The organism is Staphylococcus marylandisciuri, from assembly GCF_025519785.1.
GTDB lineage: Bacteria > Bacillota > Bacilli > Staphylococcales > Staphylococcaceae > Staphylococcus > Staphylococcus marylandisciuri.
Genome location: NZ_JAOPKZ010000018.1, coordinates 1 through 25352 on the forward strand (window position 1 = coordinate 1; position 25352 = coordinate 25352).

Sequence of the window (25352 nt, forward strand, 5' to 3'; positions counted from 1 at the left end):
TTAAACATAAGCGCATTATCTCCTTAATTTTAAGTGGGCGTATACTTTTAATTATAGAGATAATTGCGCTCTTTTTGTATTAAAAAATAGGACCGGTTGGGTCACCAGTCCTATTTAGTATAGACCCATTTTTATTTACAAAACATGATGATAAAATTAAAATTTTGTATGTAAGATAGAGGCGAGGGTCTATAAATGGAGCTAAAGTTCATTCCAATCAAAGGTTAAGTTAGCATGTCCATAATCCTTTTTGAAAAACATATAGATAAATTCACGTAGTACAACAGTTCCGGTAAAGTAATGTTTTTACTTTCAAACATAATATTAAAAATTATACTAATATCGACATCTATGACAGTGTGATGAAAAGAGATAATGGGTATTAATAGAAAACTTTTACAAACTATAACAATGTTTGGTTAAATGAAACTTTTTGATTTCATAAGAAAACTTCATTGTGAATGAATCCTTTTTATAAATAACCTTGTTAAAAAGTAAATTAAAATAGTTAGAATAAGTATCGTTAAAACTATTGGCCAAAAGTTAGACACTCCTAACTCCATTCCTAATGTACCAGACCCCTTCTCTCTGCTGTTAAAAAACAAACTACCAAAATAAGCTGTTCTATATCCGGTTCCTCCACTGCTAAAAAGCATTATTAGAAAACTAGCAGTTAAAATTATGGTAGTAATTATTAAAGAAGCAAAAAAGCTATTGGTTAAATAAAGTAAATTTTTCATTTCTATACCTCTTTTCTGTGTATTTTAAGGCTAGTATACTAAAGTATATTACAAACATAAGCATAATAATAAAGACAAGAATATCGAATATTAAAGTTAAATTTAGTAATGCTATAAATACTAAAATAAATAAGAATGGTATTGATACTATCACAAAGCTTGTAATTATTGAAAACGGATTATCATTGTAAGGAGGGAATAGTATTCCGCCCATAACTAGGATGAAAGTCCCTATTGTGATCGCATAATAAGGAATCAGGATATTTAAACTAGGCTCGTTTAAACATAAAAACAATATCAATAAAGGAATAGACGAGATATACGTTACTGCCAATTGAGATAATACTAAATACAAATAGTCTTTAATAGAAGAATAGTTTAGTGAATAACTTATAAGTCTTATTTTTAGAGTTTGAACGAAACAATAAAAACTATTAAATACGACTAAAAGTAAAGTAAATAATATATATTTATCTAAATGTATAGATAAAAGTAAAATGGCAAAAACATAAGCACCAATTATATTACTTATCATGTTTTTATCCCTTATAATAGCTAGTATATACGTCTTAAAAATATTCGGTTTTTTAATATTTTTAAAAGAGTTAATGAATTTTGAATGTACATAATATGAATTGTCCGGTAACAAAAACATAATAAGAAGACTAATACTAACTATGACTAAGAAAATAAGGGTAGTTAACAAAAATCCTAAATTTTGATAGCTATTGTTAAATAATAGTAATATACTTCTAGCTTTATTTTCGTTATTAATATAATCATCTATTAAAGTATTTGTTAAAGACTCTGTTCTTTTATATGTGATAATAAACATTATTACTAATATGGTTATATTAACCAGCGAATAAATTTTTTCGATTTTAAAAAGAGAACAGATTATAGATACTATTTTACTTAGTATTTGTAGAAATAAATAAGTTACTATACTAACATAAAATATATTTACAACTAATGAACCTAAGTACTCTGCTGGACTGTTTAGTATAATTGAAATAGTAAACGCAAAAGATATGAAAAATATAACGAGTAATGAACATATTGACTCAAAGATGAATATAGACAAATTCTTACTTTTATTAGTTATAGGAAAATTTTCCATAATCTTAAAAAAATCCTGACTTTTAGAAAAAATTACTTTTAATGCTAGTACAACTAGTGTTGTCCACATAACTGTTGAAGCTGTAAAGGCTTTAATCATTAAGAGAAGCGATTTTTCATTAGTAGATACTTGAGAAATAAATAGATATCCAGATGTTGTAACTATACTAAGTAACGCGATAAACACAATAAGCAGAGCAATTTTTAATGTGGTTGATTTTAATATTCCGAAGTTTAATAATCTCCTCGTTAAATAAAGCCAATAAATCTTGTTCAATTCAATTATTGTTCGTATAGACATAAACCTACGCTTCCTTTTCACTATTTATGAATTTTTTGAAAGTATTAGTTAAATTGTCGTTTAATTCCTTAATAGATTTATACAAACATAACTTTCCAGAATAAAGTATTAAACATTTATTACATAAATCTTCCAATAGGTTTAAATCATGTGAACACATGATAATTATAGTTTGATCATTAGCAATTTTTTTATATAGCTTTTTTGTTATTTCAACAGATTCAATATCCATACCATTTAGAGTTTCATCAATTATAAGTAAATCAGGATCAATTAACAGACTTAGAATAACTTGCAACTTCTTTTTCATACCTGTTGAGTAATCATCTATTAAAGAATCTAACGCTCCTCTAAATGATAATTTTTTTGATAATTTATTTAGTGTATCTTCTTGTAATTTTTTATTATAAAGATTATGCATTAATTTTATGTATTCGTGACCAGACATAAATCCAGGCAACAAATCATCGCTTGGAAGATAAAGAACATGTTTATTGAAAGAAGGATTTTTATTATTTAAATTATCAAGTGATATAGTTCCTTGGTTTAAATTTAACGTATTTGTTATTAACTTTATTAGTGTAGTTTTACCAGATCCGTTAGGGCCTATTAAAGCTATAAAATCTCCATAATGTATATCACAAGTAATATTTTTCAAAACTTCATATTGGGAACCATCATATTTAAATGAAACATTTTCAATACTTAACATATTTAAGTCCTCCAAGTTCACGTTTAAGTACAAAAACTTTGTTAGGATTATTATTGTAATATAATACTATGCAAAGTCCAATTTATTTATATTAGAGTATAATGTGATAAAATTTTAGTCGATTTAACTTTTTTGTTTTAATAATTTTAGTAATTGTTTTACGTCCTATTGAATCTTCTAGAGGTTGACCAGGAACACTAAAAACAAGGCCTAATAAAAAACTAATTCCTACAAATGAAAAGCATTTCTTCATAAAGTCCTCTGCTAAATAATAAGACTAATAATATAATCGCTATATTAAACAAATTCATAAAAACACTCACTACTTTTTTAATAGCAATATATAATGAGTGGGATTATCAATATTTCGCACCTATTTCTTTAACTCATTTATTTGAGTAGCTATGACAGCTGGGTAGGAATTTGTTGATGTTGTGAAAACGCATAAATAAGCCTGCATATGAATTCGGCTTGGCGTGAGCTTTTTAAGCCGGCGATTCGACAAGCTTTAGGGTTGTTAAGAGTTCAAAGGCTCAACCACAACAAGTCATTTACTACAACCATTAATGTCATTGATCCATCTTTGGGGTAATAAAGAATAGTATTATAATTATAACTGTTGAGGCTAAGATATGATGTAATGTCCCAGCCTCATCTTGGCAGTAGAAGACTGATTTGAAAATGCGCTTGTATCAGGCTTTTTCAATTCTAGTCATCTTTGCCGGGGCGGGACTACGAAATCTTTTTAGTCAAATTAGATTTCTGTCCCGCTCCCATATAACCTAGCAGTATATGCGGGGAACATATAGGGGCATACTGTGAATAGATGCAGGTAAAAGTGCCTTTAGTATATAATGGTTTAGAAGTGAAATTGAAGGGGATTTTAAATGATTTTCGTTATAGATGTTGATGGAACAATTTGTTTTAATGGTAGGTTTATAGAAGACGTGTTACATAATGAATTAGAAAGACTAAGTAGAGAGCACCGCCTAATTTTTGCTTCAGCAAGACCCATCAGAGATTTAGTGCCCGTGGTAAAAAGTTTTGAAAATCTAACATTAATAGGTGGAAATGGTGCAATTATATCTCAGAATAAAGAAGTATCTGTGATCAAAAGTATATCTACTCATGAGTTTGAAGCGATAAAAAAGTTGATTCTTGAGAATAATTTAGAATATATCATCGACGGATCATTTGATTATTCAGCAAAAGTTACGCCTGATAATAAAATATATAAACAGTTAGACCCAGATGCTTTAGCTAACAACGTTAACATCGAAGACATAACGGAACCTATCAAGGTCATTCTAGTTAATTTAACAGACGAAATGTTTGATTATGTAAAGAGCAATGTAGAGAATCTAAAAGATAATTTATCTATAAATTATCATGAGGATGACAATAATATTGATATTACTGCGAAAGACGTAAACAAGTACACGACTTTAAGAAAGGTGATCGATACTGAGGATTACATCGCATTTGGTAACGATATAAATGATTATGAGTTACTTAAGCATGCTAAAAAAGCTTATATTATTGGAGAACATGAAATAGATAGCTCATTAGGTGGGATAGAGAGAGTGAAGAGCGATGCTCACGCTGTTGCGGAGGCTTTGACAACTTATTTAACGTAGGTTTATCTATTGTGAATTAGAAAATTGAGTGATTAACAATACTAAATAAAAAAGGAATGGTAATATGAACTTTAAAGAAATGTACTACTATTTGATGAATAAGCAATGGGAAACGGATGAGCTTGTCTGGTTTATTCTGAGCATGGTCGTCGGTAGTATGGTTATTACTCCTATCATTGGTGTGCCGGCTGGAGCAATTTTCTATCTTTATTGCATAGATAAAGATTTTAAAGATAGAGATCATTAGTATCTTACTTACGTCTGCGATGTGTAGATATAAATGTCATAATCCATACATTCCATCTTCTTGTCATAAAATAACTCGTGTTTATAGGTTTCTTAACAGTAGTTAGTGTAGTACGAAGATATTGATATTGTGAATTAAAAGCTTTTTAAAAAATTAATGTTATTAGATATAAACTTTATTAAATTTCTAAATATTGATAAACTAAACACGTAATTTAATTGTTATTTAAAAAATAATAGGAGTTTTGATATGTATAGAACGATGATGAATTCTAAGATTCACCGTGCGCGAGTAACTGAATCTGATCTTAACTACGTAGGTAGTATAACAATTGACTTAGATATATTAGAGGCGGTAGATCTATTGCCTAATGAAAAGGTTTCTATAGTCAATAATAATGGGGCACGCTTTGAAACATATGTCATAGCTGGAGAAAGAGGAAGCGGTAAGATTTGTTTAAATGGAGCTGCAGCGCGACTCGTCCAAGTGGGAGACGTAGTTATAATTATGAGTTTCGTACAACTTGAACAAGCAGAAATTGAGCAACATGCACCTAAAGTAGCAGTGTTAAATGATAGAAACGAAATTGAGGAAATGATATTAGAAAAGGAAAGTATGAGCGTAAGATAAAGTTTGAACAGATGGGGAGCGGGACAGAAATCTAATTTGAATAAAAAGATTTCGTAGTTCCGCCCCGGCAAGAATGACTAGAATTGAAAAAAGCTTGATACAAGCGCATTTTCAAATCAGTCATCTACTGCCGAGATGCTGAAAGAAGCTGAGACATTACATTATGTCCCAGCCTCTTCCCTAAGACTCAGAGCATAGTTGGACAGATAAGGTGGTATAGTACTACAAAGAAGAAGTGGAGTTAGCTGTATGCAAATTTTTAGAGTAAGCCCAGATCACAAAGTGAGTGCGGCATTTTTAGATAATCGACGGCTATCTAAGCAAGTATTAGAGCTCTATCAAATTATCAGAGTATGTTTAGTTGAAATGGATATTATAGAAGGTAATTCGCGTTATTTGTCACATCCTATTGTAAAGCATGTATATAATGAGGGAGAGTCCTATCTTCACGACGCATTATATATGTTGCATTGTATGGATGAAGAGCATCGACAACGTGGAGGAAAGCGGTCTGCGCAATTTCGAGAAGATTTAGCTCAGCTTGAAGACACGGTTACCAACTACAGGCATTTATTTTCTACGGATGCTATACCACCATTTTATGTCTTTAAAGAGGAGAAAATTTACGGCGACCAAGCTTACACTAAATACTTAGAATTGCTGTATTCTAAGTGGGCTCAAGATAAGGTGCCGCCGAGGTGCGGAATTAAAAATATTTCCCGGGAAATTTGAAGAGGACGTGATGCTATGAATATCATTAGAAGAAGTGTTGAGTTATTTACACCCTTTATTGGAGGGAATATAATTGGTAAGGTAACTGCGAAGGAAGCACCTAAAGACTTTGAGAAATTTAAATCACCACCTTTCTCACCTCCTAAAATTGCTTTTCCTATCGTTTGGCCAATACTTTATTTATTAATGGGTATTTCTTATGTATTAGTTAAAGTAAAAGGAGAGGATCACAAAGCTGAAACAGTCGCCCATTATACACAGCTGAGCTTAAACTTTGCGTGGTCTTTACTATACTTCAAAGTCAAAGCTAGAAGATTCGCGCTAGTAGACAGCTTCTTATTATTCATAGCAGTTGTGATGAGTACAATTATCTTCTTCAACAAACGTCCTCTTGCTGGAATGTTATTATTACCTTATGTAGTATGGTCGCTTTATGCAAGTTATTTAACAACAGGAAACTACCTCTTAAATAAGGAAAACCCTGAATACATGGGTCGAGCTTAACGATGAAGGGTGAGAAAATAGACGTCCGAAATTTTCGATTTTATATTATCTGAATGGGCACCTAATTTTGCATATTTAATTTCAATCATGTTTACTCTCAGACTTTCATAGCTCAGTCCTGCGCTACTTTTTTATAAAAATTTAATATTTATGTTTAATGTAGAAGGAAAGGGATATAACTTATTAAGAAGACGTAATGTCTTTTTGAAGACTAATTATTAAAGAGATTGAATCTGTAAGCAGTTGCATTCAATCTCGTACAGCACAACTTAAACGGAGGTATTTAATATGGCTGAAGGTAAATTTGATCAAGTAAAAGGCGACGTTAAGAAAAAAGCAGGAGAAGTAGCAGACGATCAAAACTTAAAAGATGAAGGTAATGCCGATAAAGGCGAAGGTAAAGCAAAAGAAACAGTTGAAAAAGCTAAAGACAAAGCAACTGAAGCAATTGATAAAGTAAAAGACAAATTTAGTAAATAAGACAAAAGGGAGCGGGACAGAAATTTTTTATTCAAATTAGATTTCTGTCCCGCTCCTTTTTTTATATCTCAGTTTTTTAGCTCTCCTCTTCGTCCGCTGGTTCAATCTTCTTATGAGGAGGCTGGCCATAGCTATTCTCTTCTCTTGAGCCTTTTAATAAACATATCACAAGAGAATAAAGAAGCAGTAAATAATAAATTATAGTTAGTATATAGGCAAGAATATCAGTAAAATCAATTGCTGGATCATTGCGGTAAAATAATTCATCTATGAAACCATTAATATCTATAAATAAGAAAAATATAAATAGAATTAACGGGAAAGTCATCGCTCGATTAACATCGTGGTAACGCCGTACCATTAAAGCGAGATGAGGGATATAGAGTACCCACTTGACGATGAACACGATAATTGTTTCAACCCCGTAGTTCGTCATACTCGTTTCTAGCAGAATTACGAGTAATACGTATAATATAAAGTGGATGATTGTCGGCACCCAGAAATCTCGGCGACTTGCCCTATCAGTGTAATTAAATGCTTTGCTCCAAAACCGTATATAACTACGCAACATGTTACGCCTCTTCCTTTTCTGTGATGTAATACTATGGTCGTCTTTCTTCATTATCAATTTTAAGCATATAGTAAAATGCTAGCTATTTCAATTACACTTTTGTAAGAATGAGCGTTTACCTACTAAAAGGTAAAGTAAGAAGTAAAATTTTTGAAAGTGCATTCGATTTAAGACGTTACACATAGGGAGCGGGACAGAAATCTTTTTGTTCAAATTAGATTTCTGTCCCGCTCCCATCTTATGATCATGAAATTTCTCTTGTATTATCGTGTTCTTTAGTTTGTTTAGTTCTGATCAACAGAGTGAGAATAAACCCTATGATAATCAATATTGTTGTAAAGGCGAAGGCAGCATCTACACCAAGAATAGTTGAGTGTTTGATCATAGCTGCCTTAGATTCACTACCGGAACCATGATACGACGTGCGTACAATTGCAATGATAGTAATCATAATCGCCGTGCCCATAGCGCCTGCGATAATACGTAACGAGTTGATTATGGCTGTTCCATGTGAAATATTGTGTGGTTCTAAAGCATTAATCCCTATTGTATTTAATGGCATGATGATAAGTGCTACCGCAAACATCCGTATTGCATAGATAATAACGACATACCAATAAGGTGTCTCTGCAGTTAAGAAACAATGAAGTATCGTCATTATTGTTAAAAGTATGAAGCCAGGAATAGCTAAAATTTTAAGACCATATTTATCATAAATCTTACCTGTGTAAACGGACATAATCGCGTTAACTACTGCTCCTGGTAAGATGACGAGCCCAGAGAGTATGGCTGAAAGTCCTAGTCCGGTTTGAATGTACATCGGAATGAGTAGAGCTGGGCCGACTATACCGATAAAGAGCAACATTGAACCGAATGCAGCAAGTGCGAAAGTCCGGTTGGCGAATACACGCATATTCAATAGCGGAGTATCGAGTTTAATTTGTCGTGTAACAAATACCGCTACAATAATCATACCTATGATGAGTGATAGTATAACGATAGGAGATGAGAATCCTAAGTTACCCGCACTACTGAATCCATATAGCATTAAACCGAAACCTAGTGTTGAATATACGATAGAAGCTTTGTCTAAGCGATTAGGTTTAGTTTCGTTATGGCTATCTACAAAGACAATGCCGACGAGAAATGCTATTACCGCAATAGCAGCGACCACTATGAATGGAGCGCGCCAACCGAAAGTATCGATTAATAAACCGGTAAGGGTCGGTCCAATCGCAGGTGCTGCTTGTGCTACGATACCTGTTAGCCCCATCGCAAAGCCCCGTTTCTCGGACGGGAACAGTGTAAAGACTGTAAATTGCATTAGCGGCATGAGAATACCAGCACCGATCGCTTGTATGACACGCGCGACCATCAATAAACCAAACGATGGAGACAGCGCAGCAATGATAGAGCCGATTAAGAAAGCGCTCATCGAGAAAATATATAAAGGTCGTGTATGATAATGATCCATAAGATATGCGGTTAGTGGGATCATAATCCCATTAACTAACATAAACCCAGTGATCAACCACTGCGCTGTAGTTTCTGTGATTTCTAAACCTGTGATAATCGCAGGTAAGGCTGTGTTTAATAAAGTTTGGTTAAGTAACGCAACGAAAGCGCTGCTAAGCATAACTATAATGATTGCGTTTCTCTTTTTAAGTGAAATGTCCCTCATAAGCTTACCTCTCTTTTTAAACATCCCAATGCTTAATTTTAATCAGAGATAGTTAGCAAAGCAAATCATTCGGTTTATAAAATTAATATTATTTAATATTAAGATGTGTGGAGTAGAGTAAGTAGGATGAGTAGGATCTTTGCTAAACTAAGGAATAAAGACCTATATCAAATGCATCATATCAATCTCAACTTTATACATACTTATTCTAATGCCTCTCGTTACACTCCCTGAGCTATGGTAGAATGAAGGACATGCAAAGAAATGAGATAAAGAGGTCGGGACAAAGCGTTTAAGATTTGAGCCCGGGGCCCCAACACAGAGAAACTGGTAAACCAGTTTCAACAAGCACAGCGAGTTGGGGTGGGCCCCAACACAGAGAAACTGTAAACCAGTTTCAACAAGCACAGCGAGTTGGGGTGGGGCCCCAACACGGAGAAACTGGTTCATCAGTTTCCACCAGCAATGCGAGTTGGGGGGCCCCAACACGGAGAAACTGGTTCATCAGTTTCCACCAGCAATGCGAGTTGGGGTCGGGCCCCAACAAAGAGAAGCTGGGACATAAACCCCAGCCTCTTCAACATCTCGGCAGTAGATGGCTGATTTGAAAACGCGCTTGTATCAAGCTTTTTTCAATTCTAGCCATCCTTGCCGGGGCGGGACTACGAAATCTTTTTATTTAAATTAGATTTCTGTCCCGCTCCCTCTTTCAGCATCTTGGCAGTAGATGACTGATTTGAAAATGCGCTTGTATCAAGCTTTTTTCAATTCTAGTCATCCTTGCCGGGGCGGGACTACGAAATCATTTTATTCAAATTAGATTTCTGTCCCGCTCCCGAATCGTGAAAGTGTCTGTTGAAAACCCTGCTTTTGGGACGCCGTTAACCGGTTTTCTAGAGCACTGAAACTTTCTGTCTCAACCGCTTTACATAGTTTATTAGAGCAGCGAGAGAGTTGTACTAGCATTAGATATTCAGTTAGCTACTGTATAATCCGTTTATTTAACAAGTACAGAGCGCTGCTGAAATCTATATTATATATTTTTAGAGATAGAAAAGAGGCGAAATACCATGACGAATGATATGTATAGTAGAACATTGTCTGGGCGATGGGGTATACTCTTTGCGATTATTTTCGTAGCATCTACTTTGAGAGCGCCCCTTACTGCAGTCGGCCCAGTAATAGATCAGATTAAATCAGCGTTATCATTAAATAATAGTTTAGCGGGTTCGCTTACAACCATACCTTTATTAATCTTTGCGGTCGTTTCACCTTTTGTTTCACGTATAGCGAAGCGGTTTACTATACCACGTACAGTCTTGTGGGCTATGTTGTTACTCGTTCTTGCTTTGATACTGCGCGTGTTAGGCGGGGCGCCGTTATTTATTATGGGCACCATTCTTATGGGTATCGCTATAGCGATAGGTAATGTGCTCATGCCAAGCTTTGTTAAATGGATGTTCCCTTTGCAAATTGGACTAGTGACGGGCTTGTACACAGCCACTATGAATTTAACTGCTGGCTTAGGTGGAGGTTTGAGTTACCCGCTATCTCGCCTTACTCAGTTCGGCTTTCGGTTTTCACTCATTTTCTGGGGATGCTTTGGCATTATAGCTATAGTATTATGGCTTATCTATATTTCAGGTGGTAAAAGGGAAAGTAATAGAACTACTACTCAATCAACAGATACTGCTTCAATTAAAGAGGAAGCTCAGGTTCAAATTTTGAAATCTAAATTAGCCTGGTCAGTGGCATTGCTTATGGGTTTTCAATCGATGATATTCTATACCCTCGTAACTTGGCTTCCCTCAATACTCGTATCCCGAGGAATCTCTCCATCTTCAGCAGGGTACTTACTCATGCTCAATCAATTTTGCCAAGTACCGATGACTTTGATCTTTCCTATATTAGCTGGCCGGGTAAAGAATCAACGTCATTTAATATATACCATTTGTGTTCTCTACTTGATAGGTTTTAGCATGTTCTTCTCACACGTATACACATTACTTATTGTAGGGATCGTACTTGTGGGTGCTGCGACCGGCGCTTGCTTTAGTTTATGCATGGCATTGTTCTCAATGAGGGCGCGTACTCACGATGGCAGTGTTTCCTTGTCAGGCTTCGGTCAATCAGTAGGTTATATTGTCGCGGCTATAGGTCCGCTAATAATCGGGGTCTTACATGATATGACGCACGCCTGGACTACGGCGATCATTGCGTTTCTAGTAATGGCATTAGGTTGTTTAGTGTTTGGGGTTAAAGCTGCTTCGAATGAAGTGATTGAAGATAATTAGAAGTTGAAAACCCAGCTAGGAAGTTGGAAGGAAACTAGAATTTGGTATGTTGATCTGCGAGGTAAATGAGAAACCTAAAATCGTTTCTATAAGAATCAATCAGACAGCTACTGTGCAGGTGCGGGGGTTGCAGTGTTAAGTAGAGTGCGATAGTTACGTTTTTAGTCTCCTCGTATTTCTACTGAAAAGCGGAGTTGATGAACCCGAACTAAGTAACATCTCGTGGATGTTCTCTTTTACTATACGAGGGAAGTCTGCGGGATGTCTTAAATTTTAACTTAGTTACAAAGTTAAGAAGACACAATTATTTTACATTTTAAATATTATGTGCTAACACTATTACTAAGTTAATACATTTAGATTGTGATACAAAATACCTACTTGTATTAACTAAATCAGATATTCCTTACGAGGAGAGTGACCAATATGAAATTAAAAGTAACGGCATTAGCATTATCGTCAGCACTAGTACTAGGCGCATGCGGTAGTAACAACTCTACAGAGAGTCATAGTAAAGACAGCAACCATTCACACCAACAAAGTGAAAGTAAAGATACTATTGCTTTAAATGATATTAAGACAGACCCACAGGAGGCTATTGATAAAGCGCAACAAACCTATAAGGATGAAAACGTTAAAGAAGTTTCGTTTGAAAAAGAACATGGTGAATGGGTTTACAAAATAGATCAACAAAACTCCAATAAACGCGAAGAATCAGAGGTAGTAATTCGTGATAAAGACAAAAAGATCGTATCTAAAGAACAAGAAAAACATGAGTCCAATAGCTCAGATAAAGCATTTAAATATGAAGACGTCAAAAGCTACAAAGACGCTATCAAAGCGGGACAAAAGAAATTTAATGGTGACATTAAAGAATGGTCATTGTCTAAAGACGATAAACGCAATCAACTCGTTTACGATATGGACTTGAAAAAAGGTAAAGAAAAACATGAGATTTCAGTTGATGCTAAAACTGGAGAAGTATTAAGTGATGAACGAGACGATTAATCGCTACTAACTATAGTGCGAAGATAGTTAGGCTAATCTTTAATAAATTATACCAATTGACTTCAAACCTAATATAGCTGATGGCTAGTGAATGATGATTGCGAAGCCATTAAATACAGTAACTAACTGAATATAAATTTCTAGAATATCGGAGCGAAACTATGAAATCTTCTTTATAAATGAGGTTTCTGTTTCGCTCTAAATTAGTTTAGCTCTTAAATAATCTAGATTAAAAAAAGAGTTATTTGAAGTTTTCCATTAAGGTTATACTATTATTGAAGAAAGTGAGAAATAATATTTCAATCGTGACAAGCCTTGAAATTTCTACAGTTTGCCTCTTCCTTCCTTGTTCGATGTTATGCGCTAGTCTAGTAAATAATGCAAAATCAGTTACAATATGGAAGGTTTATATTGACTGGAGTGACTTAGATGATAAATGTAAAATCACCAAATCCTATCTATTTAGAGAATGACAATTCTGACTCAGCAGTGCTATTACTGCATTCATTTACCGGCACTGTACGTGATGTTAAATTACTTGCAACGAAATTGCATAAGGCGGGGTATACGTGCCTCGTTCCATCATATCGCGGACACGGCTTATTACTTCCAGATTTGATCGCCTATGATACAGATGATTGGTGGGAAGACGTTGAGAAAGCATACCATTTTCTAAGAAATAAAGGCTATCAGCGTATACATGTTATGGGGGTCTCATTAGGCGGACTACTATCTTTAAGATTAGCCGAGAATCATCAAGTAGATTCAGTAGTTGTCATGTCTACTCCGAATAGTAAAGATCATGCAGGACTGAAGCGTCGCTTAGCGCACTATGGTCAGCGAATGGGAGAACTCGTGGGACTAGAAAGCAATGTAATAGATCAGCAATTAAGTGAGATTGAGATGTATGAAGAGAGCTTAGATCTCTTTCAAGATATGATAGAAACGATCATGAGTCATTTAAACCAGATTCAAGCTCCGATTGCTGTGAAATACGGAGAAAGAGATGAAGCATCGTATGAACGTAGCGCGCAATTCATTTATGATCATGTGCCTCATGAGAATAAGACCTTACAGAGTTATGCTGAAGCGGGTCATCTAATGACGCAAGGAAAAGCACATCGTGAGGTAGAAGATAATATCCTCGCTTTTCTTAACTCTATACACGATTAATGCCATCTATATAGTTTATACAACACATTTAACACCCTTCATGTTGTTACAAGTAAAAGTAATCTTACTGTAGCGAGGTCGAGACAAAAGCGTTTAGGATTTGAGCGAGGGGCTCCAACAAAGAGAAACTGGTAAACCAGTTTCAACAAGCACAGCAAGTTGGGGTGGCCCCCACACAGAGAAACTGGTACATCAGTTTCTACAAGCACAGCGAGTTGGCGGGGCCCCAACACAGAGAAACTGGTATATCAGTTTCTACAAGCACAGCGAGTTGGGGAGGCCCTATAAAAGCGAAGCCGGAGGCTGGGACATAATGTAATGTCTCAGCCTCTTTCAGCATCTTGGCAGTAGATGACTGATTTGAAAATGCGCTTGCATCAAGCTTTTTTCAATTCTAGTCATCCTTGCCGGGGCGGGACTACGAAATCTTTTTTATTCAAATTAGATTTCTGTCCCGTTCCCAAGAAGAAACACTCAGATTAAATGAATTAAATCATCTGAGTGCTATTTTTTCTGGGATTTATGTCTCAACCTCTACCTCAATATTAAAACAATGCTATCCCTCATCACCTTAAAGTTCATTTCAGCTCATGCGACTGAATTTCTTAGCATGAGAGTACTGCAGCACCTCTATAACCTCTCAACTTGCTTTCACTCCAAGCGTAATTGACTATGAATTTTGACTTTACTGATACTTATGATAAAAGTACCGCGATGGCTATACATAGGTTAAGTTTTAATTTACTGCAGGGTTCAATTTTTTAAAATTATATTGAACGCGTCGATTCACTCGGTAAGATTCAGTTCATCAACGTTGTTATCAATTTGCTAAACAAAGGAGTGGAGAGTGGGCTTAAGTTTCACCGGTCATGTAGACCTTTATAACTCTTAATCTGCGAGTCATTATATTACCTGTAACTTTATTATTGTAAAAAAACACGATTGTAATTCTATAACAAGCGTGTTATAGTGGTTACTATAATAATTAAACGCTTTAACGCGTCGAAGTGTTCAAGTAAATATTTAGAGGATGTAATATTAATGGATAACCAATCGCAATGGAAATCATCGACAGGCTTTATATTAGCGAGCGCAGGTTCTGCAATTGGGCTCGGAGCAATGTGGAAATTCCCGTACATGGCTGGCATATATGGCGGAGGGGCCTTTCTTATTATGTTTTTACTCTTTACTATCATAGTAGGATTGCCGCTTCTTATTATGGAATTTGCTGTGGGGAAGATGGGACAGACGTATACTACGAGAATTTATGGCAAACTTACTAATAAAAAGTGGTTAAATGTCATAGGCTGGAATGGTAACTTAGCCGTTTTTATTTTGTTCGGCTTCTACAGTGTCATTGGTGGCTGGATCATCATCTACATGGTTGAAGTTTTTCAACAGCTCATAGGGATTAAACCACCTGGTCTTGACCACATTAAGTTTGAAGAGGTCATCACCGATCCCGCCCTTACTATTATAGGCCAAGGTCTATTTATCTTTATCACCATGGGTATCGTGATGTTAGGAGTAGAAAAGGGGCTAGAGAAGGCCTCGAAGATAATGATGCCTTTATTATTTATTTTTCTAATCATCATCGTGGCGAAGTCTTTAACTCTAGAAGGAGCGATGAGCGGTCTTCGCTATATTTTAGAACCCCGAGTTAAAGATATATCTGTGAAAGGGACGCTATTTGCGCTAGGGCAATCGTTCTTCACGTTATCTTTGGGGACTACAGGTATGATTACTTATGCGAGTTATGCTTCTAAAGAAATGACAATCAAGACGTCAGCACTGAGCATAGTAGTGATGAATATTATAGTTTCATTATTGGCTGGTTTGGCCATCTTTCCAGCTACCGAAGCATTCGGTTTCAAACCTACTGATGGACCTGGTTTACTCTTTAAAGTCCTTCCGCAAGTGTTTAACCAAATGTCTTTAGGAAGTGTGTTTTACTTTATCTTTTTAATTTTATTCTTATTTGCAGCCTTAACGTCCTCAATTTCCTTGTTGGAACTTAATGTGTCTAACTTTACTAAAAATAATAATGACCACCGCAAACCCGTCGCAATCATTGCAAGTATATTAGTATTTCTAATCAGCATACCAGCAACACTATCGTTTGGAAGTTTAAACGGCTTTCGCATATTTGGTCTAACGCTGTTCGATTGTATGGATTTCGTAGTATCGAACATTCTTATGCCGCTCGGCGCATTAGGCACAACGTTAGTGGTCGGTCAGTTACTAGACAAAGATGCGTTAAAGGTAAGCTTTGGAAAGGATCGGTTTAACTTATTTCGTCCATGGTATTACCTTGTGAAATATATCTTACCGCTAGTGATTATTATCGTCTTTATTATGCAACTCATTTAGTAAATTTAATATTGTAGCATAAAGAGACTGGGAGATAATAGTCTTTGACTAGAGAGAAAGAGGTTGGGACATAAATCCCAGCCTCTTCAACATTTCGGCAGTAGATGACTGATTTGAAAACGCGCTTGTATCAAGCTTTTTTCAATTCTAGTCATCCTTGCCGGGGCGGGACGACGAAATCTTTTTATTCAAATTAGATTTCTGTCCCGCTCCCATAAATCGCGATTGTTTAAAATTAAGTGAGCAAAAGAGGAGATATGTTCCTTACAGAATGGAGTAGAGCTATAAACGAGATGACTCATAAAATTTAGCACACAAAAAAGTCGGTCCCAGACAACTAAGAGAACATATGCTTGAGGTGTTGTCTGATAGACCGACTTATTTTTAATGATCACTAAACTTATTTAGTGCTGTTTTTGATAGCTTTAACAATTTGCTTGATGATGTCGATGATTGCACTCATTTTCGTCACCTCGCTTTTAATTTGTAACTCTAATATAATACGAATGGTATCTTTCATGGTTAAAAATCCCTAAGTTGTGATATTTCTTTCAAAAGTGTGATAATTTTTTGTAGAGAAAGACAGAAACGCACTCGAAAGTGTTAATTTTCTCAGAAATCTAAGTTTTACGATAACTATTATTAATAAAAATAGATTTTCTTAAATTTATATTTGTAAAATATATCCTTTTACTAAAATGTAATCATAATGAAATATTCTCTTTCTTTTTATAGGTGTATAATATAGAAGCAATCATCTGTTGGCGATAAGAAAAATAGAAAGGGAGGCTGACGACATGCGGAAGAAAATAGTAGCGTCAGTTGTAGGTACAAGTGCAATAGCAGCAATTGCGAGCGCGAGTGCAGAAGCTGCAACTTACACGGTGAAAAGTGGTGACTCGCTATGGTCCATCGCTAGTAAATACAATTTATCCGTAGCTAAATTAAAATCGCTGAATAATTTAAATTCAAATATGATTTTTCCAAATCAAACGTTACATGTATCAAGTTCTCAATCTACCCCTACAAACAGTGGAAATTCTAATTCAAGTTCGACATACACGTATACTGTGAAGTCGGGAGATACGTTGTATGGGATTGCTAACCGAGCAGGTGTGAGCTATTCTCAAATCATGAGGCTCAACCGCTTTTCAAATACCATTATTTATCCAGGACAAAAGATTGTTTTAAGAGGAAATGGTGCTACAAGTTCAAGCAATAATAAGCGATCCACGTCATCTAACTCAAGCACAGTTTACACTGTTCAGTCAGGCGATTCTCTGTCTTCGATCGCTTATAAATATGGGACTACTTATACTCAAATTATGGCGCTCAACCATTTAAATAATTACTTTATTTACCCAGGACAATCCTTAAGAGTTTCAGGATCGCCATCTACAACGAGTCATAGTAGTAGTCAAGAAAGCTCTTACCGTACGCCTGTATTCAATCATGCAAATCTATATGATTGGGGTCAATGCACGTGGCATGCATTTAATCGCCGCGCCCAAATTGGTAAAGGTATAAGTACATATTGGTGGAACGCGAATAACTGGGATGACGCAGCTCTAAGAGACGGCTATGTTGTGGATCATCGAGCAACAGTAGGTTCTATTCTACAATCTGATTTAGGTTATTACGGGCATGTTGCCTTTGTGGAACGCATAAACGGTGACGGAAGCCTCCTGGTTTCAGAAATGAATTATAGTGCTGCTCCAGGTATTACGACATACCGCACAATCCCTGCTTACCAAGTATCTAGCTTTAAATATATTCACTAAGTAACTACAGTTGATGACTTTACATTGAAAGCTTGTCATTTAGCAAGTTCAATGTGAAGTCTTTTTATATTAGGTAAAAAGAGGGGGAGCAACTTGTTTTAGAGTAAAATGTAATCAATAGTTATAATCTTAATCTTCATTTGAATTACATCATTATTCTGTATAATCTCATATTTTATTCATAACAGTATTAACACAATATAATAAAAATATGTTATAGTGACCATGTTTGAAATGAAAGTGGAAATTGTGGGCTGAGAAGTTAACTCACTTGTTGGAGGCGATTACGATCTCAACTCGTGATCTGTGAAAGTTTGAAAGCCTGATCATCGTGTAGCTTTTATTAAAATATATGATTCAGACCTTTATATAAGGAGGGTTAAGTCAGTGAGTCAAATTAAAAAAGTTTTGAGGGATCTCGCTGATCCGCTCATGCACGTAGACTTTTATCAAAACATCTTAACTAAGTTACTAATTGCAGCGATATATATTATTCTAGCAATTATCGTCATCGCTATTTCAAGACGTTTAGTTGAAAAGTTCTTTAAAGCAAATGCTAAGAAAAAATCACATTACAAAATTAAGCGAAGTGAAACCTTATCTACTCTCGTTCAAAATGTGATTAGTTATATTGTCTGGTTCATTGTAGTAACCACTATCCTTTCGCACTTCGGTGTTAAGATTTCAGCTATCCTAGCAGGGGCGGGAGTCGTAGGCTTGGCAGTAGGATTTGGTGCTCAAACTATCGTTAAAGATTTGCTTACAGGTTTCTTTATTATATTTGAAGGCCAATTCGATGTGAGTGATTATGTGAAGATCAATACGTCAGGCGTAACGATTGCTGAAGGAACTGTGCGTACGATCGGACTGCGTTCTACACGAATCCAATCTGATACTGGAGAGATTTATACCATTCCCAACGGGGCCATCAGTGAAATAGTCAATTACTCTGCTACTAATGTAGCGTCACTCGTTATGATTCCGGTATCTCCTCATGAAGATTATGACAAGATTGAACAAAAACTAGTCAATTTCTTGCCAACACTGACAGATAAGCACGAAGAATTTGTAAAAGCACCTGAATTGCTAGGGCTTGATAGTGTTGATGGAAATGAAATGGTCATTAAACTTCTCGCACATGTGAAGCCTGGTATGCATTTCCCAGGAGAACGTCAATTGCGTAAAGAAGTTAAACGTTTCTTAGATGAAGAAGGAATTGAGGTACCTAAACCAACATTAGTGAAGTATGAGCCCTCAGAAGGTGAATAAAGGGGCCCCAACAAAGAGAAACTGAGACATCAGTTTCCGCAAGCAATGGAAGTTGGGGTGGGGCCCCAACAAAGAGAAACTGGATAGACAGTTTCCACAAGCAAAGGAAGTTGGGGCGGGCCCCAACACAAAGAAACTGAGATATCAATTTCCACAAGCGAGACTGGGACATAATGGTCTTTGACTAGAGAGAAAGAGGCTGGGACATAATGTAATGTCTCAGCCTCTTTAACATCTCGGCAGTAGATGACTGAATTGAAAACGCGCTTGTATCAAGCTTTTTCAATTCTAGTCATCCTTGCCGGGGCGGGACTACGAAATCTTTTTGTTCAAATTAGATTTCTGTCCCGTTCCCATCGAAGTTTTCATTTACTGAGATAACTAACTCTTAGACTCATCGAAATATATAATCATACAAGTTTTTTATTAACAAAAGTAAAGTAACCATTACAAATAATAATTTGACATATGACACTCCTTTTTTAACTGCGAAAGAGCTACCAACATAACTTCCAATGATCATAGACAAAGCCATACTGAATCCTAATAAATAATCTATTTTATTGAATAATATAAATAAAAGTAAAGCACCTACATTACTTGCAAAGTTTAAAACCTTAGCATTACCTGCAGCTTTTAAGAAGTCTAACCCTAAGAATAATAAAATAAATATAAAGAAGCTACCTGTTCCGCCACCTAAGAATCCGTCATAGAAACCAATTAATATTAATACGGACCCAACGATAAACCATTTTAATTTAGAAGTTTCACTTAGTAAGGTATTACTATCCCAACTTTTTTTAAAGAGGGTATAAATGAATACTATAAATAGCATTATAATCGCTAACGGCTTAAAATACTGAGCTGGAATTATAGTGGCAATCCAAGCTCCCATAATAGAGGCAAGAAACACAAAAGGGGCTATTTTGGTCATTAATTTAAGGTTTACTTGTTTTGCTCTAATGAAAGATATAGCGGCTGTTAAAGATCCGAAAGAACTCGCTAATTTATTTGTACCTAAAGCAGTTGCAGGAGGCAAACCAACAGCCATTAAAGCAGGAATGGATATAAGTCCGCCGCCACCTACTACGGCATCTATAAATGAGGCTAAAAACCCAAAAAAGCTTATTATTAAGGTCGTCATTAAGTCCATATCAAGTCCTCCTAGAATATTAACATTATAGCAAAAACTTCCAATGAATATTCAAAAAAATAAGATAATTCTAGTGATTTGAAATTAAACTATTAAGCAGGGAGTTTCAGAGGATAATTCGATTTAAAAGATAATTATAACTACTATCTTCAGACATATAATAAAAATTTAACTATTAGATAATTTTAATATTAACTGTAAATATTTCGTTAATAATATAACAATAATTATTCAATTGTGATAAGATGTGGATTGGCTACTATAAAGTATTGATTCAATCATATATAAAAAGGGGACTTAGTAATTATGAAGAAAGTGCTGTATTTTTTCGTCGTACTTACTTTAGGCCTTGCTCTCATAAGTGGTTGTCAACAAAGTACGGATAAAAAGAACGGTCATGAGGAACATAATCACTCTAAAGCAAATACAAGGAACGAATATGCTAAAAGTCACCATCCTAAAGAGAAGAATTTAGTTACGTATAAAGGTGAAATTAAACATGTCTTCTTCCATCCAATTATAGCGAATCCGAAGAAAGCTTTTACTGGGGATAAACAATCTGCTAAAGGGAATAACGATTGGATGGTTACGACTTCTGAGTTCAAGAAGGCTTTAAAAGAATTACATAAACGTAATTACATTATCATTGATCCGCATGATGCGTATGCTTTACACTCCCATCCTGTGAAGCGCAAAAAGTTAAAACTTCCAAAAGGTAAGAAACCGCTTATTCTTTCTATAGATGATATGAATTATTATAGTTATATGCGTGGACATGGTTACGCGGATCGTTTAACTTTAAATAAAGATCATCAGGTGGTCTCAGAAACCAAAGATAAAGAGGGACATAAGAGCTACTCTAAATCAAACGATATCGTACCGATCTTAAATGATTATGTCCATAAACATCCAGATTTCTCATTTAAAGGTCAAAAAGGCGTAGTTGCGCTCACAGGATACGAAGGCGTACTAGGTTATCGCACAAACGAATTACATAATAAACACTATAAACACCGTAAGGCTCAAGCTAAAAAAGTTGCGAATGCAATGAAGAGAGATGGTTGGTCATTCGGTAGTCATTCTTATGGCCATATTAACTTTGAAGATAGCTCATATGATCAAATCGTTAAAGATACGCGTCGTTGGAAGGACGAAGTAGAGCCGATTATCGGAAAGACGGATTTATTCTTCTTCCCTCATGGGGCTCAAGATAGAGGATCTGAATCTTATAAGTATTTAACCGATAAGGAAGGATTCAAATATATCGCAGGCGTAGGACCTAACAACTTTACTACAGTTTCTAAAGATGACGTTTATCAAGATCGAGTTGCTATTGATGGATTAAACCTGTACCAATTTAGAAGTAAACTTAAAGGTATAGTTAATCCTGATAAGGTGTACGATAAAGATGACCGTAAATATTTCAAAGGAAATAAGTATTATGAACAGTAGGATGAAGTAAGTACTAAAAAATATAGAAAGCCCGGAGGAGAACTCTAATTTGTACTAATCGTAGCAGTTCACCTCTCGGGCTTTTATCTGATCTTAAGCGTTTGTTTTAGTGTGTTGTCTAAGTTGAAGTAAATATCTCACATTGCGAACGACAGCTGTAGCTGAAGTAGCGAGGGATAATAGCTTCGTTATTTTGCGTGGAGACTTGAAAGCTAGGTATAAATCGAGAATAGAGCCAAATGTTGAGACAGCTATACTCGCATAGCTTAACTTAGTATTCTGTTTACGATGTGCTACATTATTGTAAGTATCAATTGCAATAGTCGCCATATTTAATAAACCGGAAAGGCGACTGAGTTTAGATGTTTTAGCCATGATATACCTCCATATATCTTAGTTATATTAGCATTATAGCACTTTAGTAGTATTTGATATATATTCTGTTTGTATTACTAGAAAATATACTTGTTAGCGCGAAGCCAGTTAGAACATCGAGGGCTACGATGTGTTTATCGCCTCCGTTAGCTCAAAAAATATTGCCTACAGTCTCTGAATATGATTTTGACTAGAAAAATAGTAACATAAGTATTGAACATCTGATAAATTATTTGATTTAGCAGAACTGTAGGAGGGATCAAATGATCAAGTGTGTATGCTTAGTGATTGAGCGAGGAGATCAAGTCTTATTAGCTCAGGCGCACCATCGAGATAAATATTACTTTGTTGGAGGTAAGATTGATCATGATGAGAATCATACCGAGGCGCTTTCACGAGAGATACAAGAAGAGCTAAATTTAGATATCGCGCCATCAGAGCTTACATATATCAATACTGTGGTAGGAGCTGCTTACCCACAGCCTAACACGCTCACAGAGTTGAACTGTTATCGAACCACTAAGGAAATCCAATGGGATGATGTGAAACCACATGGTGAAATTACCGACTTAAGATGGTTTGATAAAAGCGAAGCAACCCGAATTGCCCCAGCGGTATTACAGTGGATAGATGAAACGACTTAAAATCGTTTAAGGCTGATTTAAAGGAGGGCGTCTGGAATGGAGTTAAAGCACTATCAACCTGAATTATATAACGAGGTAGCTCAGATTGAAGTCTCTGATGGGGATAGAAAGTTCACGCGCACGCCATTACATAATATTGAGTTAGCACAGAAAGATGCAGAGCGCTACCCGATACTTGTATACGATCATGGGCAATGCATCGGTTTCTTTACATTACATGTAGGTCGAGGTGTCTCGGTATATACTCGGAATTCTCACGCCATATTCTTTCGTTCGTTTAGTATAGATAAGCGTTACCGTGGTAAGGGTTTAGGTAAAAAGGTGTTACGGTTGCTGCCCCAATTTATTTATCAAAACTTTCCACGTATAAACGAAATTTATTTAACTGTGAATGATGATAATGAAGTAGCGCAAAAGTTGTATTATCAGCTGAAGTATGAGCGCGTAGGTAACGTCACAGTTGAAGGTAGGCCAAATTACTTAATGCGCAAAGAAATTTAAGAAATAACCCATCTGACATGCCGCTTCAAACATTGTTTAACGACTGTTGATTGCGTAGCATTCAGATGGGTTTCCTTAATTTGTCTTATGTTTTGGTTGAGATGCCTTTAGACTGTTTGCGTTTGATTAACCATGCAGTAATCCAAGCTGTAATAGGTATGCTCATAGCCACCGCTATACCTCCGAGTAAAATGGAAATAAACTCCTGTGCAAATAACTTAGAGTTTATGATGTGTGCAAATGAATATTTTAGTTTAAAGAACCAGAAGAAAATAGTGAGTTGGCCACCGAAATAAGCGAGATAAATCGTGTTTGCAGAGGTAGCTAAGATTTCACGGCCTACTCGCATGCCAGAATGTATTAGATCTGAACGAGATAGATCAGGTTTAGTTTCGTACAGTTCATACATAGGTGAACTGATCGTAATCGCTAGGTCGATCACTGCAGCGATCACTGCGAGAATAGTTGTGAACACTCCAAATTTCACCATATCGATGCCAATATTCATCGAAAAGACATACGTTTCATCTTGTTGTTCAGTTGTAAAGCCTTGAAGATGGCCTACAGATATACAGAGAAATATAGCGATGACCAGTATGAGTGTAGTAATTATGGTGGACAGGAAGGCTGCTTGTGTCTTCGTATTATAACTATCAAGTACAAATAAGTTGATAGCAGCAATCGCCACACAAAATATGAGTGTTACTAGATAAATCGGTGCACCGAATATAATGACGATAATCGTTATAACTAAAATAATGAAGTTTAAAAATAATGTAGCGAATGATACGAGCCCCTTTTTACCACCAAAGATAATCATCAAAATGAGGAGAAGAATTCCTAATATAGTTGTTACACTCATCGTTTAGCCCCTCCCATACGCCACCATAGTTGCATAAGTAGTATGGTTATTGGAATAGTTAAGACGATACCAATACCTCCAGTTATTGCCCGGGAAATCTCTAATGACCAGTTCATTGAAATTGAATAAGTAATAGTGTTGGCATTTTTTAAATAGATTAAGAACATCGGTAAAGCGCCTGATAAGTATGAGAAAAGGAGGATATTAGTCATGGTACCCATGATATCCTGACCGATACGTCTTCCGGCCAATGCCCAACGTGAAAGTGTAATAGTAGGGTTGCGACGCAGTATTTCAGCCATACCACTTGAAATCGTAATTGCAACATCCATAACAGCTCCAAGTGTTCCTATCATCACCGAGGCCAAGAAGATCTCTTTAGGCGGTAAGGTTAAGAAGCCCATTGTTTCGAATTTCAGACCGTTACCATCATTGGTTTGAATGACTATATACATTATACCGACGCATAGAAATGTGCCGAGCAATGTACCTCCTATAGTTACCCACGTCCGAGTATTCCAGCCGAGCACTAATACGAGCGTTGATACTGTAGCAATGATCACTGCTAAAGCCATCATGGCGAAAAGGTTGATCTCGGGTTTGATATTGTGAATGGCTATGGCTGAGAGCACTGCTAAAGTAGTGAGGATTAAAGATAAGATAGAATAGAGCCCTATGCGCTTACCTACCCATAAAATAGTGAGTAGGAATATGCCTGTCATAGTGACGACTAAAGTATCGCGTTTCTTCTCAAGTACGTATGGACGCTTTAATGATTCTCCTACGTGTAAAAGTAATTTATTGTTTTTAGAGTATTTTTCACTATCGGCTTGAGATGCTGAATATGTATTATTTATTGTTGTAGTTTGCCCTTCAAATTGACCATTTAACATCTTGAGAGTAAGCTTTTGCGTATGTTTCGTATCTCGGTTGTGGTGCTCATCAGTAACTTGTTTGCACGCCACTTGTTCTACGTCTGTTACTTTAGCAATTGGAATAGAATAGAATTTATCATTTACTAAAGTAAAGATGATCAAGATGATAAATACTAAAGTGAATATACTAAACACCCAAGTAAAAGGTTGCTTAAATATAGTTCTGTTATGCATATTCATA

The 25352-nt window shown here is 35.8% G+C and carries 26 protein-coding genes; 18 read left to right on the forward strand and 8 right to left on the reverse strand.

The genetic code is table 11. The features are described 5' to 3' along the window. Positions 1-452 precede the first annotated feature (452 nt). A complete protein-coding gene (locus tag N9R04_RS10230) occupies positions 453-740 on the reverse strand; it encodes a hypothetical protein (protein ID WP_262856676.1) in 288 nt (95 codons plus the stop codon). A 1424-nt stretch (positions 741-2164) separates the two neighbouring features. Continuing rightward, the gene (locus tag N9R04_RS10235; protein WP_262856677.1) at positions 2165-2872 is read right to left on the reverse strand and encodes an ATP-binding cassette domain-containing protein; all 708 of its coding nucleotides are present in this window, start codon (positions 2870-2872) and stop codon (positions 2165-2167) included. A gap of 887 nt (positions 2873-3759) precedes the next feature. Here N9R04_RS10235 and N9R04_RS10240 point away from each other — a divergent pair. The 6 genes from N9R04_RS10240 (at position 3760) to N9R04_RS10265 (ending at position 7102) form a co-directional block, all read left to right on the forward strand. Next, the gene (locus tag N9R04_RS10240; RefSeq protein WP_262856678.1) at positions 3760-4509 is read left to right on the forward strand and encodes an HAD-IIB family hydrolase; all 750 of its coding nucleotides are present in this window, start codon (positions 3760-3762) and stop codon (positions 4507-4509) included. Positions 4510-4573: 64 nt separating this feature from the next. Continuing rightward, complete coding sequence (locus N9R04_RS10245; RefSeq protein WP_262856679.1) at positions 4574-4756, forward strand: VraH family peptide resistance protein; 183 nt, start codon at positions 4574-4576, stop codon at positions 4754-4756. A gap of 249 nt (positions 4757-5005) precedes the next feature. After that, positions 5006-5386 (forward strand): aspartate 1-decarboxylase, encoded by a 381-nt coding sequence (panD, locus tag N9R04_RS10250; protein ID WP_262856680.1) that lies wholly within the window; start codon positions 5006-5008, stop codon positions 5384-5386. Positions 5387-5635: 249 nt separating this feature from the next. Beyond that, on the forward strand, positions 5636-6118 hold the full coding sequence (locus tag N9R04_RS10255; protein ID WP_262856681.1) for a pyrimidine dimer DNA glycosylase/endonuclease V: 483 nt from the start codon (positions 5636-5638) through the stop codon (positions 6116-6118). Between the two features lie 15 nt (positions 6119-6133). Further along, positions 6134-6622 carry a TspO/MBR family protein gene (locus N9R04_RS10260; protein ID WP_262856682.1) on the forward strand — a complete coding sequence of 163 codons (489 nt, stop codon included), beginning with the start codon at positions 6134-6136 and terminating at the stop codon, positions 6620-6622. 288 nt (positions 6623-6910) lie between these two features. Next, a complete protein-coding gene (locus N9R04_RS10265) occupies positions 6911-7102 on the forward strand; it encodes a CsbD family protein (RefSeq protein ID WP_262856683.1) in 192 nt (63 codons plus the stop codon). 76 nt (positions 7103-7178) lie between these two features. On the opposite strand, the gene N9R04_RS10270 is transcribed toward N9R04_RS10265, so the two are convergent. Both N9R04_RS10270 and N9R04_RS10275 read right to left on the reverse strand, forming a co-directional pair. Further along, positions 7179-7673 (reverse strand): DUF805 domain-containing protein, encoded by a 495-nt coding sequence (locus N9R04_RS10270; protein ID WP_262856684.1) that lies wholly within the window; start codon positions 7671-7673, stop codon positions 7179-7181. Between the two features lie 244 nt (positions 7674-7917). Then, entirely contained in the window at positions 7918-9354 is a 1437-nt protein-coding gene (locus N9R04_RS10275; RefSeq protein WP_262856685.1) for an MDR family MFS transporter, read from the reverse strand. A gap of 299 nt (positions 9355-9653) precedes the next feature. Between N9R04_RS10275 and N9R04_RS10280 the strand changes: the two genes are divergently transcribed. The 9 genes from N9R04_RS10280 to N9R04_RS10320 all read left to right on the forward strand — a co-directional run bounded on the left by N9R04_RS10280 (position 9654) and on the right by N9R04_RS10320 (position 19433). Then, positions 9654-9962 carry a hypothetical protein gene (locus N9R04_RS10280; protein ID WP_262856686.1) on the forward strand — a complete coding sequence of 103 codons (309 nt, stop codon included), beginning with the start codon at positions 9654-9656 and terminating at the stop codon, positions 9960-9962. Positions 9963-10424: 462 nt separating this feature from the next. Beyond that, on the forward strand, positions 10425-11648 hold the full coding sequence (locus N9R04_RS10285) for a CynX/NimT family MFS transporter (protein WP_262856687.1): 1224 nt from the start codon (positions 10425-10427) through the stop codon (positions 11646-11648). A gap of 426 nt (positions 11649-12074) precedes the next feature. Continuing rightward, the gene (locus N9R04_RS10290) at positions 12075-12656 is read left to right on the forward strand and encodes a PepSY domain-containing protein (RefSeq protein ID WP_262856688.1); all 582 of its coding nucleotides are present in this window, start codon (positions 12075-12077) and stop codon (positions 12654-12656) included. Positions 12657-13085: 429 nt separating this feature from the next. Then, positions 13086-13829 carry an alpha/beta hydrolase gene (locus N9R04_RS10295; RefSeq protein WP_262856689.1) on the forward strand — a complete coding sequence of 248 codons (744 nt, stop codon included), beginning with the start codon at positions 13086-13088 and terminating at the stop codon, positions 13827-13829. Positions 13830-13929: 100 nt separating this feature from the next. Then, positions 13930-14148 carry a hypothetical protein gene (locus N9R04_RS10300; RefSeq protein WP_262856690.1) on the forward strand — a complete coding sequence of 73 codons (219 nt, stop codon included), beginning with the start codon at positions 13930-13932 and terminating at the stop codon, positions 14146-14148. 722 nt (positions 14149-14870) lie between these two features. After that, positions 14871-16199, forward strand: a complete 1329-nt coding sequence (locus tag N9R04_RS10305; RefSeq protein ID WP_262856691.1) for a sodium-dependent transporter — start codon at positions 14871-14873, stop codon at positions 16197-16199. Positions 16200-16996: 797 nt separating this feature from the next. Next, the gene (locus tag N9R04_RS10310; RefSeq protein WP_262856692.1) at positions 16997-17980 is read left to right on the forward strand and encodes a LysM peptidoglycan-binding domain-containing protein; all 984 of its coding nucleotides are present in this window, start codon (positions 16997-16999) and stop codon (positions 17978-17980) included. A gap of 387 nt (positions 17981-18367) precedes the next feature. Next, a complete protein-coding gene (locus N9R04_RS10315) occupies positions 18368-19249 on the forward strand; it encodes a mechanosensitive ion channel family protein (protein WP_262856693.1) in 882 nt (293 codons plus the stop codon). A 52-nt stretch (positions 19250-19301) separates the two neighbouring features. Continuing rightward, the gene (locus tag N9R04_RS10320) at positions 19302-19433 is read left to right on the forward strand and encodes a hypothetical protein (RefSeq protein ID WP_262856694.1); all 132 of its coding nucleotides are present in this window, start codon (positions 19302-19304) and stop codon (positions 19431-19433) included. Positions 19434-19643: 210 nt separating this feature from the next. Here the strand turns inward: N9R04_RS10320 and N9R04_RS10325 are convergent, their stop codons facing one another. Continuing rightward, positions 19644-20402: a TSUP family transporter gene (locus N9R04_RS10325; RefSeq protein ID WP_262856695.1), complete on the reverse strand. Its 759-nt coding sequence runs from the start codon at positions 20400-20402 to the stop codon at positions 19644-19646. Between the two features lie 303 nt (positions 20403-20705). Here N9R04_RS10325 and N9R04_RS10330 point away from each other — a divergent pair, with 303 nt between their 5' ends. Next, the gene (locus N9R04_RS10330; protein WP_262856724.1) at positions 20706-21854 is read left to right on the forward strand and encodes a polysaccharide deacetylase family protein; all 1149 of its coding nucleotides are present in this window, start codon (positions 20706-20708) and stop codon (positions 21852-21854) included. 93 nt (positions 21855-21947) lie between these two features. Here the strand turns inward: N9R04_RS10330 and N9R04_RS10335 are convergent, their stop codons facing one another. Further along, positions 21948-22229: a hypothetical protein gene (locus tag N9R04_RS10335; protein ID WP_262856696.1), complete on the reverse strand. Its 282-nt coding sequence runs from the start codon at positions 22227-22229 to the stop codon at positions 21948-21950. Positions 22230-22492: 263 nt separating this feature from the next. Here N9R04_RS10335 and N9R04_RS10340 point away from each other — a divergent pair, with 263 nt between their 5' ends. Then, positions 22493-22873: an NUDIX hydrolase gene (locus tag N9R04_RS10340; RefSeq protein WP_262856697.1), complete on the forward strand. Its 381-nt coding sequence runs from the start codon at positions 22493-22495 to the stop codon at positions 22871-22873. Positions 22874-22909: 36 nt separating this feature from the next. Continuing rightward, complete coding sequence (locus N9R04_RS10345) at positions 22910-23374, forward strand: GNAT family N-acetyltransferase (protein WP_262856698.1); 465 nt, start codon at positions 22910-22912, stop codon at positions 23372-23374. 85 nt (positions 23375-23459) lie between these two features. On the opposite strand, the gene N9R04_RS10350 is transcribed toward N9R04_RS10345, so the two are convergent. Beyond that, a complete protein-coding gene (locus N9R04_RS10350) occupies positions 23460-24236 on the reverse strand; it encodes a YibE/F family protein (protein WP_262856699.1) in 777 nt (258 codons plus the stop codon). After that, positions 24233-25345: a YibE/F family protein gene (locus tag N9R04_RS10355; RefSeq protein ID WP_262856701.1), complete on the reverse strand. Its 1113-nt coding sequence runs from the start codon at positions 25343-25345 to the stop codon at positions 24233-24235. The genes N9R04_RS10350 and N9R04_RS10355 overlap by 4 nt, the downstream gene beginning before the upstream one ends. Positions 25346-25352: the final 7 nt, after the last annotated feature.

What these genes read in the sequence shown, in the direction of transcription:
- N9R04_RS10255 (WP_262856681.1), top strand. Translation starts at nt 5,636, where the DNA reads ATGCAAATTTTTAGAGTAAGCCCAGATCACAAAGTGAGTGCGGCATTT.
- N9R04_RS10310 (WP_262856692.1), top strand. Translation starts at nt 16,997, where the DNA reads ATGCGGAAGAAAATAGTAGCGTCAGTTGTAGGTACAAGTGCAATAGCA.
- N9R04_RS10355 (WP_262856701.1), bottom strand. Translation starts at nt 25,345, where the DNA reads ATGCATAACAGAACTATATTTAAGCAACCTTTTACTTGGGTGTTTAGT.
- N9R04_RS10230 (WP_262856676.1), bottom strand. Translation starts at nt 740, where the DNA reads ATGAAAAATTTACTTTATTTAACCAATAGCTTTTTTGCTTCTTTAATA.
- N9R04_RS10285 (WP_262856687.1), top strand. Translation starts at nt 10,425, where the DNA reads ATGACGAATGATATGTATAGTAGAACATTGTCTGGGCGATGGGGTATA.
- N9R04_RS10270 (WP_262856684.1), bottom strand. Translation starts at nt 7,673, where the DNA reads ATGTTGCGTAGTTATATACGGTTTTGGAGCAAAGCATTTAATTACACT.
- N9R04_RS10295 (WP_262856689.1), top strand. Translation starts at nt 13,086, where the DNA reads ATGATAAATGTAAAATCACCAAATCCTATCTATTTAGAGAATGACAAT.
- N9R04_RS10345 (WP_262856698.1), top strand. Translation starts at nt 22,910, where the DNA reads ATGGAGTTAAAGCACTATCAACCTGAATTATATAACGAGGTAGCTCAG.
- N9R04_RS10265 (WP_262856683.1), top strand. Translation starts at nt 6,911, where the DNA reads ATGGCTGAAGGTAAATTTGATCAAGTAAAAGGCGACGTTAAGAAAAAA.
- N9R04_RS10240 (WP_262856678.1), top strand. Translation starts at nt 3,760, where the DNA reads ATGATTTTCGTTATAGATGTTGATGGAACAATTTGTTTTAATGGTAGG.
- N9R04_RS10275 (WP_262856685.1), bottom strand. Translation starts at nt 9,354, where the DNA reads ATGAGGGACATTTCACTTAAAAAGAGAAACGCAATCATTATAGTTATG.
- N9R04_RS10235 (WP_262856677.1), bottom strand. Translation starts at nt 2,872, where the DNA reads ATGTTAAGTATTGAAAATGTTTCATTTAAATATGATGGTTCCCAATAT.
- panD (WP_262856680.1), top strand. Translation starts at nt 5,006, where the DNA reads ATGTATAGAACGATGATGAATTCTAAGATTCACCGTGCGCGAGTAACT.
- N9R04_RS10325 (WP_262856695.1), bottom strand. Translation starts at nt 20,402, where the DNA reads ATGGACTTAATGACGACCTTAATAATAAGCTTTTTTGGGTTTTTAGCC.
- N9R04_RS10245 (WP_262856679.1), top strand. Translation starts at nt 4,574, where the DNA reads ATGAACTTTAAAGAAATGTACTACTATTTGATGAATAAGCAATGGGAA.
- N9R04_RS10335 (WP_262856696.1), bottom strand. Translation starts at nt 22,229, where the DNA reads ATGGCTAAAACATCTAAACTCAGTCGCCTTTCCGGTTTATTAAATATG.
- N9R04_RS10260 (WP_262856682.1), top strand. Translation starts at nt 6,134, where the DNA reads ATGAATATCATTAGAAGAAGTGTTGAGTTATTTACACCCTTTATTGGA.
- N9R04_RS10305 (WP_262856691.1), top strand. Translation starts at nt 14,871, where the DNA reads ATGGATAACCAATCGCAATGGAAATCATCGACAGGCTTTATATTAGCG.
- N9R04_RS10350 (WP_262856699.1), bottom strand. Translation starts at nt 24,236, where the DNA reads ATGAGTGTAACAACTATATTAGGAATTCTTCTCCTCATTTTGATGATT.
- N9R04_RS10290 (WP_262856688.1), top strand. Translation starts at nt 12,075, where the DNA reads ATGAAATTAAAAGTAACGGCATTAGCATTATCGTCAGCACTAGTACTA.
- N9R04_RS10340 (WP_262856697.1), top strand. Translation starts at nt 22,493, where the DNA reads ATGATCAAGTGTGTATGCTTAGTGATTGAGCGAGGAGATCAAGTCTTA.